The sequence below is a fragment of the Roseomonas sp. CECT 9278 genome, from assembly GCF_918698155.1.
GTDB lineage: Bacteria > Pseudomonadota > Alphaproteobacteria > Acetobacterales > Acetobacteraceae > Neoroseomonas.
The window spans coordinates 1-12,589 of the sequence record NZ_CAKKLX010000035.1; the positions used below are offsets into that span (position 1 = coordinate 1).

Consider the following 12,589-nt stretch of genomic DNA (forward strand, 5'->3'; position numbering starts at 1 on the left):
GCGGTGGCCGGCGCCGCGGGCACCGACGGCGGCAGGCCCGGCGCATCCCAGGGCACGCGCGGGGCCGCGGTGATCGGCGGCGGGCCGGGCGGGCGCATCGCCATGCTGCGGTCCCCCACCGTGCCGGACGGGCGCATCGGTTCCGGCCGCATCTCGGGGTCGAGCGGATTGCGGCTGCGCTGGCGTTCCTCGGCCAGGGCGGCGGTCAACGCGTCGCGCACGGCAGGGTCCGCCACGGCCGGGCGTGCGGGGATGGTGCCGAGATTGGGGACGGCCTGGTCGGTGCCCGGCGGTGGCTCGCGCCCCTCGAAGGCCGGGCCGGTGATGCGCGAAAACAGGGGGCCGATCGACGACGGCCCCTCCCCCGGGCTGCACCCGGCGGCCAGCAGCACCACGGCCAGCACCAGCGGCCGTGCTTGCCCGGCCCCTGCCCGGCCCCTACCGTGCCCCGGCAAGATCGCGTGGCCCGTCGTCAAGGTCATGCCGCCTCTGTTCCCGTCACGCGGAAGCGGTAACCCGAATCGGCCGGCCCGCGAAGTCAGGCATGCTGTCCCACGGACCGGAACACCCGATGGCCGAAAAAGAACCCCCGAACCCCGCCTTCCGGCTGCCCGACCCGGCGCTGGTCAGCCGCACGATGGCGGATGTGGCGGAGCGCGGGCAGCGCATCGTCTCGGATTTCCTGAAGCGCCAGGCCGACGGGTCGCCCGACCCTGATCCGCTGAAGATCGGCCACGCCTTCCTCGAGATGACGACGCGGCTGATGGCCAACCCGGCGCGGCTGGTGCAGGCGCAGCTGGGTTTCTGGCACGACTACCTCACGCTTTGGCAGAACACCGCGCGGCGCATGATGGGCGACGTGCCCGCCCCGGTGATCGCCGAGGACGACAAGGACCGCCGCTTCAAGGACGAGGCCTGGCGCGACCACGAGGTGTTCGACTTCATCCGCCAATCCTACCTGCTGTCCGCGCGCTATTTCCGGTCGGTGGTGGAAGGCACGGAAGGGCTGGAGCCCAAGACCGCGCAGAAGGTGGATTTCTACACGCGGCAATTCGTCGATGCGATGAGCCCGACCAACTTCCTGATGACCAATCCCGAGGTGCTGCGCCGCACCGCGGAATCCGGTGGCGAGAACCTGCTGCGCGGCCTGTCGAACCTGCTGAGCGACCTTGAGCGCGGGCGCGGCAAGCTGCGAATCCGCATGACCGACGACACCAAGTTCAAGGTCGGCGAGAACATCGCGGTCACCCCCGGCAAGGTGGTGTTCCAGAACGACCTGATGCAGCTGATCCAGTACGCGCCCAGCACCGAGAAGGTGCTCAAGCGCCCGCTGCTGATCATCCCGCCCTGGATCAACAAGTTCTACATCCTGGATTTGCGGCCGAAGAATTCCTTCATCCGCTGGGCGGTCGAACAGGGGCACACGGTCTTCGTCATCTCCTGGGTCAACCCGGACGAGGCGTTGGGCGAGAAGGGCTTCGACGACTACATGCGCGAAGGCCCCTATGCCGCGCTGGACGCCATCGAGCAGGCGACCGGCGAGAAGGGTGCCAATGTCATCGGGTATTGCCTGGGCGGCACGCTGCTGGCGTCCACGCTGGCGCACATGGCGGCGAAGAAAGATACGCGGGTGAAGTCCGCCACCTTCTTCACCACCATGGTGGATTTCGAGGAAGCCGGCGAACTGGGCGTGTTCATCGACGAGGAACAGCTCGCCGCGCTCGAGGACAAGATGCAGAAGCTCGGCTACCTCGAGGGCCGGGAGATGGCGACCACCTTCAACATGCTGCGCGCCAACGACCTGATCTGGTCCTTCGTGGTCAACAACTACCTGATGGGCCAGGAGCCCTTCCCCTTCGACCTGCTGTACTGGAACGACGATTCCACCCGCATGCCGGCGAAGATGCACAGCTTCTACCTGCGTCGCATGTACCAGCAGAACGACCTGGTGAAGCCGGGCGGCGTGGACCTGCTCGGCGTCAAGCTGGACCTGCGGAAGGTCAAGCTGCCGACCTACATACTGAGCACGCGCGAGGACCATATCGCGCCATGGAAATCCACCTATCGCGCCACGCAGCTCTACAAGGGGCCGACGCGCTTCGTGCTCGCCGCATCCGGGCATATCGCCGGCGTCGCGAACCCGCCCGATGCGGGCAAGTACAGCCATTGGGTGCAGGATGACCTGCCGCCCGACCCCGATGACTGGTTCAAGGGCGCGACCGAGCTCGCCGGGTCGTGGTGGCCGGACTGGCATCGCTGGGTCAGCGGGCTGGATCGCACGACCGTGCCCGCGCGAACCCCGGGCGCAGGCGCGCTGCCGGCGCTGGAGGATGCACCCGGATCCTATGTGAAGGTGATGGCGACGGATTGACCGCGCGCGCGGCACGGGAGCATCCGCCTGGAGCATGCTGCGTTCGCTCGCGCTCACTTCGCAGGCTCTAGCTTTTGTTTGAGAGCATCGTCACGCGTTCAGATAATTCGATCTGAACGCGATCTGCTCTGGCCGGCGCCCTGAAAGCCCGGCGCCAGGTGCCTGAATCGGCGGTCGCCGCCGGCCCGCCTATTCCCCGAGGCCGAGCCCATCCGTGATCGCCCCCGGTGCGCCGGCCTGCCACCAGTTCCCCGCCCCCGCCCAGCCACGGTCGAGGTCAAGCCGCCGGACATCGCGTGCCAGCGCCGCGGTCGCCTGTTCCGCCGCCGGCAGCGGGCCGATCGCGGCCAGGCGGTCGAGCGTCGCCTCGCCGCCTGGTTCGAACAGGCTGGCCGGCAGCGCGGCGGCCGCCCCGGCGCGGTCCCCGGCACGCAGCCGCGCCGCCGTGCGCGACAGCGCCTGCACCACCTCCGTGCCCGGCGCGCGCTGCGCGACGCCTAGCGCGGCGCGGGTCTCGTCGCGGGCCGTCCGCATCGCAAAGCCGATGGATGGCGAGAGCGACGGCCAGGCGCGCCGGTCGGCGACCTCCAGTTCCAGCGCCTCCAGCCGGGCGATCGCCAGCGCGGTCTCGGCCGGGCGGTCCTGCAGCGCCGTGCCCTGGTTGGCGAAGGCGGCGGCGGTCGCGAAGACCGCGGCGCGCAACGGTGCGCCCGCGCCGGGCGCACCGGCCAGGATCGCCGGCGGCAGGGTGGCGGGCGTGCGCAATTCCTCGCAGGCGCCGAGCGCGAGGGGGGCGAGCAGGAACATCCGCCGCGTCGTCATCGCCACCTGTCCCGCCCACCCTGGCGCTGGATGCGCCACATCTCGTTCTGCGCCATCGCGGCCGCCCAGGCGGTCCGCGGCAAGGCCGGCAGGGCTGCGAGCCGCGCGAGGGAGGCCGCCCCACCCGGCATGACCAAGGGTGGCTGCAACGCCGCACCCGCCGCCGCGCCGTCCTGCGCGCCGATGCCCATCCGCACGCGGGTCATGGCGTCGATCACCGCCTGCGGCTCGGCGGCCTCCGTGATGCCGAGCGCGCCGCGCCATTCCGGCCGTGCCTGCAGGAAGGCGATCTGCACGAGCGGCTGCATCTCGGTCCAGCGCTGGTTGGTGCTGAGGTCGATCGCCAGGAACTCGGCCTCGGCGATGGCCTGCGCGGCCTCGGCGGGGCGCCCGGCAAGGCGCTGCGGGTCGGCGAAGGCATAGGCGGTGTGCAGGATCCCCTGGCGCGCCAGGTCGGCGAAGGGGTTGTTCGGGTCGGCCGGCAGCGCGACGAAGGGCGGCGGCGGGCGGTTGCAGGCCGACAGGGCGACCAGTGGCAGCAGGCCGGCGGCGCGGCGCGGCAGGGCAAGGGGCATGGCGGCGTCCTCCCGCCGGTCCATCTGGCGCCGCGCGGGCGCCGGGGCAATGGCGCGGGTCGGCGTCACAGGCAGCCGGCGGCCCGCGCACGGGCGCGCACCAGGGACAGCACGGTGCGGCAGGTCGCCGCCGGCTCGCCCACCAGGTCGGCCAGTTCGACCACGGCGCCGAGCAGCGCCTCGACCTCCATCGGGCGGCCGCGCTCCAGGTCCTGCAGCATCGAGGTCTTGTGGGCGCCGACCTCGGCCGCGCCGGCGATACGCTTGTCGACATCGATGGCGAAGCGGATGCCCAGCGCCTCGGCCACGCGCTGGCCTTCGAGCATCATGGCGCGCGCCACGCCGCGCTGCTCGTCATCGGCGACCAGCACATCCAGCGTCGCGGTGGTCAGCGCCGAGATCGGGTTGAAGGCCAGGTTGCCCCACAGCTTCACCCATAATTCGTCGCGGATGCGCGGGCGCACCGGCGCCTTGAAGCCGGCGGCGATCAGCGCCTCGGACAGCTTCTGCGCGCGCGGGGACCGCGACCCGTCCGGTTCGCCGAGCGAGAAGCGGTCGCCATAGGTGTGCTCGATGATGCCCGGGGCCGGGACCTCGGCCGCCGGATAGACGATGCAGCCGATGGCGCGCGCGGGCGGCAGCAGGCGGGTGACCACGCCACCGGGGTCGACGCTCTCGACGATCCGCCCGGCATTCGCACCCTCGATGCCGTGGAAGTACCACCAGGGCACGCCGTTCACCGCGCTGACCACCGCGGTCTCGGGGCCGAGCAGCGGCTGCATCTGCTGCGCCGCGCCGGGCAGCGAATGCGCCTTCAGCGTGACCACCACATAATCCTGCACGCCCGCTTCCTCGGCGCTGGCGACGCAGCGCGGGCGGGCCACCACCTCCTGGCCCTCGCTGACCAGGCGCAGCCCATCCGCCTGCATGGCCGCCAGGTGCGGGCCGCGGGCGATGACGGTGACCTCGGCTTCGCCGCGCAGCGCCAGCTTCGCGGCCATCAGCCCGCCGATGGCGCCGGCGCCGAAGATGCAGATCCTCATGACGCGGTTTCCTTCGGCATCAGCGCCTGGCTGACATAGAGCGTGTGACCCTGGTCGTCGCGCAGCACGATCTCGCGGGTGTTCCAGGGGCGGTCCACCGGGCCGGCGATGATCGGCACGCCCTGCGCGCGCAGCCGCGCGGCCATGGCGTCCACGTCCTCCACATGAATGTAGAGATGCAGGTGATCCCCCGCCGCGACGTAGCCGACCGACGGGTCCGGGGCGTCCACGCGCTTGAGGTGGATCTCCGCATCGCCGGCGCAAATGCCCGCGTAGAAATCCTCCCAGCGGAACGCGAGGGTGAAGCCGAGCACCTCGACATAGAAGCGGATCGACGCCTCGATGTCCGTCGTGCGCAGCTGCGGCGTGATGCCGGTGATGCGCGTGGCCATGCTAGAGCGCCAGGCCCAGCTTCTCGGCGAGGCCGATCCGCATCAGCTTGCCGGTGGCACCCTTCGGGATCTCGGGCAGGAACACGACCTTGCGCGGCACCTTGAAGTCGGTCAGGTGCTGGGCGGCGAAGTCGCGCAATTCGCGTTCCGTGCAGTCCATGCCCTCGCGCAGCACCACCGCCGCACCCACTTCCTCGCCCAGCTTGGCGTGCGGAATGGCGAAGGTCAGCGCCTGCGCCACCGCGGGGTGGCCCGACAGCACACCGTCCACCTCCAGCGGGCTGACCTTCTCGCCGCCGCGATTGATCAGTTCCTTCAGGCGGCCGGTCAGCGTCAGGAAGCCATCCTCGTCGAAGGCGCCCTGGTCGCCGGTGCGGAACCAGCCACTCGTGTAGGCCTTGGCGTTGGCCTCGGGGTTGGCCTCGTAGCCGGCGGTCACGTTGGGGCCGCGGATCACCACCTCGCCGATCTCGCCTACCGGCAGCAGCGTGCCGTCATCGGCCATCACCGCGACCTCGGGGCCGGCCGGCTGGCCGACCGAACCGGGCTTGCGCGGCCCCGCCAGCGGGTTCGAGCACATCTGGTGCGAGGCTTCCGTCATGCCGTAGCTCTCGACCAGCGGGCAGCCGAACACGGCTTCGAGCTGCTGCATCACCGGGCCGGGCAGCGAGGCGGAGGACGAGCGCAGGAAGCGCAGCGGCGCGCGGCGGATGATGTCGGCATTGCGCTCGGCGCGCGACAGGATCGCCTGGTGCATGGTCGGCACCGCGGTCACCCAGGTCGGGCGTTCCTCATCCAGCCAGCGGAAGAAGCGCAGCGCGTCGAAGCCCTGGGTGCAGACCACCGCGCCGCCGGCGCCGACCGAGGCCAGCACGGCGGCCATCAGCCCATGGATATGGAACAGCGGCATGATGTTCAGGCACGCATCATCGGCGCCCAGTTCCAGCGTGCGCGCGATGTTGCGGGCCGAGGCACAGACATTCGCCTGGGTCAGCGGCACGATCTTCGGCCGCGCCGTGGTGCCCGAGGTATGCAGCACCAGCGCGATGTCCTCGGGCCAGGCGAGCCCCGGCTTCTCGGCATTGGCCGGGCTGCCGCCTTCCAGCGTGAAGTCGCCCGCGGCCTCGCCGGGCACCAGGTCGAGCACCGGGATGGACAGCCGCGCCGCCACCTCGCGCGCGTCGGAGGCCATGCCGTGCAGCACGACCAGCGCCTTCGCGTTCAGATCGGTCAGGTAGAAGGTGAATTCCTCCGCCCGGTAGGCGGGGTTGAGCGGCGCGGTGGTGGCGCCGGCGCCGATCGCCAGGAAGGCGGCCGCCATCTCCGGCCCGTTCGGCAGCACGATCGCCACGCGGTCGCCGCGGCCGATGCCCATGCCGTTCAGGGCCCTCACCGTGCGGGCGCACAGCGCGCGCAGCCCGCCGAAGGTCAGGGAGGCGCGGTCATTGGTCCCGCGGATCGCCGCCGCATCCTCCGCCCCGCCGGCAAGCAGGCGGGAAATCGTCTCGCTCATGCGCAATCCCTCGTTCGCGGCGGCGACTATGGGAGAGGCGGGGCCCGGCGTCAGCCCCCAACCCGCAGCCGCGACGCCCCCGCGGCTCAGCCGCCGAGCGAGCGCCGATGGCGTCCCGACAGCTCGACATAATGCCCCGCCGTGCGGTCGAAGCCGGCGCGGCGTTCGACGGTCAGCACCTGGACCATCTTGGCCGGGTTGCCCATCCAGAGTTCCATCGCCTTGATCACCTTGCCCGGCGGCAGCACCGACCCGGCGGCGAGCACGCCGCCTTCCTCGATGATGGCATCATCCAGCACGGTGGCACCCATGCCCACGAAGGCGCGGTCGTGCAGCGTGCAGGCGTGGATGATCGCCGCGTGGCCCACGGTCACGTCGTTGCCGATGGTGGTGCATTGCCGCCCGGCATTCACATGGATGATCGTGCCGTCCTGGATGTTGGTGCCGGTGCCGATGGTGATGGTGTTGGTGTCGCCGCGCAGCACGCAGTGGTACCAGACGTTGGACCCCTCCCCGATCGCGACCTGGCCGATCACGGCGGCGGTGGGCGCGACCCAGGCGCCGGGATGCACCGACGGGCGGTGGCCCTCGAAGACATAGAACGGGGGCAGGGTCGTGGGCTGGTTCGCGTCCATGGCGGGTCCTCCGGCGAAGTCCGGCGCAGTTTGCGCCTTCGGGCGAGGCGGCGGAAGGCCGGGCGCCGCGGTCGCGCCGCAGGCACGCGCCTGCCTGGCTTGCGCGCCACGCCGCGCCATGGCGTGGGCGCGCCGTGCGCCCGGCCCGAGGCTGCGCCCCGGGCCGAAGACGCCGTTGGCCCTATTCCGCCGCGCGGGCCGTCGCCGCCGGCAGGTCGGCCTGCACCGGGATGCCCAGCATCAGCCCCAGGTTCTGCACGGCCGCGCCCGACGCCCCCTTGCCGAGGTTGTCGAAGCGCGCGACCAGCACCGCCTGGCCCAGCGCCGCGTCCCCATGCACGCGGATCTCCAGCCCATTGGTGCCATTCAGCGCCTGGGGTTCGATCTTGCCGGAGGGATCGGCCGGCACCACGCGGACGTAGGCGCTGCCGGCGTAGCGTGCCGCGAGCAGCGCCTCGATCGCGGCCGGCGTCGTCGGCTTCGCCAGCATATCGAGGTGCAGCGGGATGGCGTCGATCATGCCCTGGGCATAGTCGGCCACCGCCGGCACGAAGATCGGCCGGCGCGTCAGCAGCGAATACTTCTGCAGTTCCGGCACGTGCTTGTGCTTCAGCGCCAGGCCGTACATCTCGAAGTCGGGCGCGGTGCGGGCCTCGTACTGCGCGACCATCGCCTTGCCGCCGCCGGTATAGCCCGACACGGCATTGACCGTGACGGGATGGTCGGTCGCCATGATGCCGGCCTCGACCAGCGGGCGCAGCATCAGGATTGCGCCGGTCGGGTAGCAGCCGGGGTTCGACACACGCATCGCCGCCGCGATCGCCGCCGGCTGGTCGGGTGTCAGTTCCGGCAGGCCATAGACCCAGTCCGGGTCCACCCGATACGCGGTCGAGGCATCGAGCAGCTTCGGCGCATCGGCGCCGAGCGAGGCGGCCATGGCCGTGCTTTCCTTCGCCGCGTCGTCGGGCAGACACAGGATCACCAGGTCCACCTCGGCCATCATCTCGCGGCGCGCGCCGGGGTCCTTGCGGCGGTCGGCGTCGATCGATCGCAGGGCGACATGCGGGTTGGCCGCCAGCCGCTCGCGGATCTGCAGGCCGGTCGTGCCGGCCTCGCCGTCGATGAACACCTTGGGGGTCTTGGCCATGGGATATGGACCTCCGTTGCGTAGCGAGTTTGCCGCGAAAAGCGGCCCGGAATGCAATAGGGGCGGATCCTCGCGGATCCACCCCCTTTTGCATGACAGTCCTGCGTCGAAGGACCGGCGCTGCCGCGCCGATCCGCCGGCGTCAGCGCTTGGAGAACTGGAAGGAACGTCGGGCCTTGGCCTTGCCGTACTTCTTGCGCTCGACCACGCGCGGGTCGCGGGTCAGGAAGCCGGCCTTCTTCAGGATGGCGCGCAGTTCCGGTTCGAAGTTGGTCAGCGCGCGCGAGATGCCGTGGCGCACCGCGCCGGCCTGGCCCGAGAGCCCGCCACCGACCACCGTGCAGTTCACGTCGAACTGCTGGTAGCGGTCGGCCACCAGGAAGGGCTGGGTGATCAGCATGCGCAGCACCGGGCGGGCGAAATAGCGCGCCGCCGGCTTGTCGTTGATCAGGATCTGGCCCTTGCCGGGCTTCACCCACACGCGGGCCACGGCGTCCTTGCGGCGGCCGGTGGCATAGGCGCGGCCCTGCGCGTCGCGCTTGGGTTCACGCTTGATCGCGGCCTCGGGCGCCGCCGGGGTGCCGGCGACCATCTCCTTGAGGTCGGCGAGGGTACGGGTCTCGCTCATGACCTCAGGCCACCTTCTTCACGAGGACGGAGTTCTTGCGGTTCAGCGCCGCGACGTTCAGGGTCTCGGGCGTCTGGCCGCCATGCGGGTGCTCGGCGCCCTTGTAGACGTGCAGGTTGCGCATCTGCTCGCGGCCCAGCGGACCGCGGGTGATCATGCGCTCGACCGCCTTCTCGATGACCCGCTCGGGGTACTTGCTCTCGAGGCGCTCGCGCACGGTGCGCTGCTTGATGCCGCCGGCATAGCCGGTGTGCCAGTAGAACACCTTCTGCTCGGCCTTGGCGCCGGTCACGCGGATCTTCTCCGCGTTCACGATGACGACATGGTCGCCGCAATCGACATGCGGGGTGAATTGCGGCTTGTGCTTGCCGCGGAGGCGATTGGCGACGAGGGTGGCGAGGCGGCCGAGCACGAGCCCATCCGCATCGATCAGCACCCAGGCCTTCTTCACCTCCGCCGGCTTCAGCGAGGTGGTTTGTCTCGTGAGCATCGGTTTTCCAGGTTCAGGCGTGTTTGGTGGCGCGGTGTATCAGCGCGATGGGCGGGAAAGTCAAGCACGCCGCCGCATACGCGAATGCGGTAACCGGATACCTGAACCTTGCCACACTCCCCCGCGCCACCGCGCCGGCGCGGCGCGTCACCCCGCCGCCAGCGAATCGAACCAGGTCTTCCAGGCCGTCACCGACCGCGCATAGGTGCCGCGATGGGTGGCGTCGGCGCCGGCCGAGATCGCCTGCACCGTGTCATTGCCGATGGCCTGCTGGAAGGTCATCGCCAGCCGGCCGATCCCGGTGCGGATCGCCTCGTCATTCTCGCCATAGTAGGTGCGGACCGGCGTGCGGATCACCCAGCGATAGGCCTGGTTCGCCGCCAGCAGGCGCCCGAGCGCCGAAGCCCCGAAGAAGGCCGGGTCGAAGTAGGCGTCGGCCACCAGGTCGCGCAGCACGGTCGGGATGCGGGCGGGATCGACCGCCTCGCCGGCCCAGGCCTGCCGCGAAATGTCGTAATGCGCCGGCTTCAGCACCGACCGCGCCAGGCCGGGGACGCCGTAGTAAATCTCGTAGGAAAACGACACCAGGATGAACAGCGTGGTGACCCAGGCGGCATCGTTCGGCCGCGGGAAGGCCAGGAAGCCGTTCAGCGCCGCCCAGGGATCGACCGGCGCGCTGGCGGTGACGGCGGCGCGCACCGGCACGCCGATCGCCTCGAGCCGTTCGAGCAGCGCCATCGTCACGTAGCCGCCCTGCGACCATCCGGCGAGGAACAGCCCGGGCGCGGCAAGGCCCAGCGCCGCCAGCACCGCCCGCCCGGCGGGAATGAGGTCCGCCGTCGCCTGCTGGTGGCTGGCCTTCACCATGTAGCCCTGCGGCTCGGTGGATTCGCCCATGCCGATGTAGTCGGCGCCCAGCAGCACGTAGCCCTGCCCGGCGAATTGCGCGAGCATCAGCTGTGTCTCGGGCGATTGCTCGGGAAACGAGGGCACCTGCTGGCGGCCATAGACCGTGCCGTGCTGGTAGGACACCAGCGGCAGCGTGGCCGCGCCGCCCTCGGGCACGGCGAGCAGCCCGGAGAGCACCACCGGCCGGTTGCCCCGTTCCGGCACGACCGAGGGATAGCTCACGCGATACAGCCGCACCGCCTGGCGCGCCGGCGTGGCGGCGACCGGCACGCCGAAGAAGGCCGGCGCATCGGTGGCGAGGATGCGGTTGAGCCGGTCGGCATCCCAGCGCCCGACCTGGCGATAGGCGATTCCCCCGGGCAGCTGGATCACCGCCCCCGGCGCAGGCTGCGCGCGGGCCGGCGCGATGGCGGCGGCCAGCGCGCCAAGGCCGGCGCCGCCGACAAGGCGGCGCGGCAGCGGCGGATCGGGATGGCGGTCAGTCATGCGGGTCCCCTGACGGTGGGCTGCCCGCGATGTGCCGGCCGCCCCCGCGGCAGCCTACCCGCCAGAGACCAACAGACCCTTGAAGCCGGCGCCATCGCGTGGCGCTGCGCTGGACAGCACGGCGTCCGACACGGCAGCCTGGGCACCACACAGGGAGAAACGCCGCAATGACGGGCACCACACGCCGCGCGCTGCTGATCGGCGCGACCACCACGCTGGCGGCCCCGCCGCTGCGCGCGCAGGGCGGCTATCCGGGCGGGGGCACCGTCGCGGTGGTCATCCCGTATTCGCCGGGCGGCGCCTCGGACGTGGTCGGGCGGCTGGTGACGCAGGGGCTGCAGGAACGGCTCGGCGGGTCCTTCGTGATGGACCACCGGCCCGGCGGATCGACCTCGATCGCGGCGCGGCACGTGGCCCGCGCGCGGCCGGACGGCATGACGCTGCTGCTGGGCACCATCGCCACCTTCAGCCTGACGCCGCTGGCGCTGCGCAACCCGGGCTACGATCCGCTCACCGACTTCGTGCATGTCAGCCAGGTCTGCGAGACGCTGTCGCTGCTGGTGGCGCATCCGCGCTGGACCAGCCTGCAGGAACTGCTCGCCGCGGCGAAGGCCCGGCCCGAGGCGGTGTCGTATGCCACCTGGGGTGCCGGCACCACGGCGCACCTGCCGATGCTGGACCTGTCGGCGCGCGCCGGCGCCACCATGCTGCACGTGCCCTATAACGGCGCGCCGCCGGCGCTCACCGACACCATCGCCGGGCGCACCGACTGCATGTTCGCGCTGCTGGCGGCCAGCAAGGGGCATCTGGAAGCCGGGCGGGTCCGTGGCCTGGCGGTGCCCACCGCGCAACGCGCGCCGCAACTGCCCGAAGTGCCGACCTTCATCGAGACGGGTTTCGCCGGCTTCACCTGGGGCGGCTGGTATGCGGTGCAGGCACCGGTGGGCACGCCGGCGCCGATCGTCGAACGGCTCAACGAGGCGCTGGGCCGGACCTTCGCCGAACAGCGCACCATCGACTTCATGGCGACGCAGGGGCTGGCCCCCGCGCCGATGGGCGGCGCCGCGCTGGTGGCGCGCATCCAGCGCGAATTGCCGCTGCACCGCGCCCTGATGCAGCGTGCCGGGCTGGAGCCGACCTGACCCCCCGCGCAGCCCCGGCCACCGCAAGGCAGACCGCACGGATGTACAGCCACGTCACCCTCGGCACGGCCGATATCCGCCGCGCCGTCGCCTTCTACGACCCGCTGCTGGCCTGTCTCGGCCTGGCCCGGCAGGAGGCGGATCTGGACAAGGGCCATGCCGGCTATGCGGCGGCACCCGAAACCACGCCGCAGTTCTGGGTGCTCGCACCGATCGACGGGCGGCCCGCCAGCGTGGGCAATGGCGTCACCATCGGCTTCGAGGCGCCCGACCGCGCCAGCGTGGACCGCTTCCACGCGGCTGGCCTGGCCCATGGCGGGACGGATGAAGGCGCGCCGGGCCTGCGCGCGCACTACCACCCCGACTATTACGGTGCTTATCTGCGCGACCCTGACGGCAACAAGCTCTGCTGCGTGTGCCACCGCCCGGCCTGAGG

13 protein-coding genes and 1 pseudogene are annotated in these 12,589 nt (G+C 71.4%); 3 read left to right on the top strand and 11 right to left on the bottom strand.

What is annotated here, in order from left to right:
* Nucleotides 1–482, bottom strand: a pseudogene (locus LQ222_RS19060) (hypothetical protein); the annotation flags it as partial.
* An 89-nt stretch (nt 483–571) separates the two neighbouring features.
* Here LQ222_RS19060 and LQ222_RS19065 point away from each other — a divergent pair.
* Nucleotides 572–2,371, top strand: coding sequence for an alpha/beta hydrolase (locus LQ222_RS19065; protein WP_230168476.1), 1,800 nt, complete (start codon nt 572–574; stop codon nt 2,369–2,371).
* A gap of 189 nt (nt 2,372–2,560) precedes the next feature.
* Here the strand turns inward: LQ222_RS19065 and LQ222_RS19070 are convergent, their stop codons facing one another.
* From LQ222_RS19070 to LQ222_RS19115, 10 genes are all read right to left on the bottom strand, one after another.
* A complete protein-coding gene (locus LQ222_RS19070; RefSeq protein WP_230168429.1) occupies nt 2,561–3,193 on the bottom strand; it encodes a hypothetical protein in 633 nt (210 codons plus the stop codon).
* Nucleotides 3,190–3,768 (bottom strand): hypothetical protein, encoded by a 579-nt coding sequence (locus LQ222_RS19075; protein ID WP_230168430.1) that lies wholly within the window; start codon nt 3,766–3,768, stop codon nt 3,190–3,192. The genes LQ222_RS19070 and LQ222_RS19075 overlap by 4 nt, the downstream gene beginning before the upstream one ends.
* A gap of 65 nt (nt 3,769–3,833) precedes the next feature.
* On the bottom strand, nt 3,834–4,811 hold the full coding sequence (locus LQ222_RS19080; RefSeq protein WP_230168431.1) for a 2-dehydropantoate 2-reductase: 978 nt from the start codon (nt 4,809–4,811) through the stop codon (nt 3,834–3,836).
* Nucleotides 4,808–5,203, bottom strand: coding sequence for a VOC family protein (locus LQ222_RS19085; RefSeq protein WP_230168432.1), 396 nt, complete (start codon nt 5,201–5,203; stop codon nt 4,808–4,810). Before LQ222_RS19085 ends, LQ222_RS19080 begins: the two co-directional genes overlap by 4 nt.
* 1 nt (nt 5,204) lies before the next feature.
* Nucleotides 5,205–6,716 carry an acyl--CoA ligase gene (locus LQ222_RS19090; RefSeq protein ID WP_230168433.1) on the bottom strand — a complete coding sequence of 504 codons (1,512 nt, stop codon included), beginning with the start codon at nt 6,714–6,716 and terminating at the stop codon, nt 5,205–5,207.
* A gap of 86 nt (nt 6,717–6,802) precedes the next feature.
* Nucleotides 6,803–7,351, bottom strand: a complete 549-nt coding sequence (locus LQ222_RS19095; protein ID WP_230168434.1) for a gamma carbonic anhydrase family protein — start codon at nt 7,349–7,351, stop codon at nt 6,803–6,805.
* Between the two features lie 181 nt (nt 7,352–7,532).
* Nucleotides 7,533–8,498: an N-acetyl-gamma-glutamyl-phosphate reductase gene (gene argC, locus LQ222_RS19100; RefSeq protein ID WP_230168435.1), complete on the bottom strand. Its 966-nt coding sequence runs from the start codon at nt 8,496–8,498 to the stop codon at nt 7,533–7,535.
* 142 nt (nt 8,499–8,640) lie between these two features.
* On the bottom strand, nt 8,641–9,126 hold the full coding sequence (gene rpsI, locus LQ222_RS19105) for a 30S ribosomal protein S9 (RefSeq protein ID WP_230168436.1): 486 nt from the start codon (nt 9,124–9,126) through the stop codon (nt 8,641–8,643).
* Between the two features lie 4 nt (nt 9,127–9,130).
* Complete coding sequence (rplM, locus tag LQ222_RS19110) at nt 9,131–9,616, bottom strand: 50S ribosomal protein L13 (RefSeq protein ID WP_230168437.1); 486 nt, start codon at nt 9,614–9,616, stop codon at nt 9,131–9,133.
* A gap of 147 nt (nt 9,617–9,763) precedes the next feature.
* Nucleotides 9,764–11,011 (bottom strand): S9 family peptidase, encoded by a 1,248-nt coding sequence (locus LQ222_RS19115; RefSeq protein WP_230168438.1) that lies wholly within the window; start codon nt 11,009–11,011, stop codon nt 9,764–9,766.
* Nucleotides 11,012–11,178: 167 nt separating this feature from the next.
* Here LQ222_RS19115 and LQ222_RS19120 point away from each other — a divergent pair, with 167 nt between their 5' ends.
* Nucleotides 11,179–12,153, top strand: a complete 975-nt coding sequence (locus LQ222_RS19120; protein ID WP_230168439.1) for a tripartite tricarboxylate transporter substrate binding protein — start codon at nt 11,179–11,181, stop codon at nt 12,151–12,153.
* 41 nt (nt 12,154–12,194) lie between these two features.
* A complete protein-coding gene (locus LQ222_RS19125; RefSeq protein WP_230168440.1) occupies nt 12,195–12,587 on the top strand; it encodes a VOC family protein in 393 nt (130 codons plus the stop codon).
* Nucleotides 12,588–12,589: the final 2 nt, after the last annotated feature.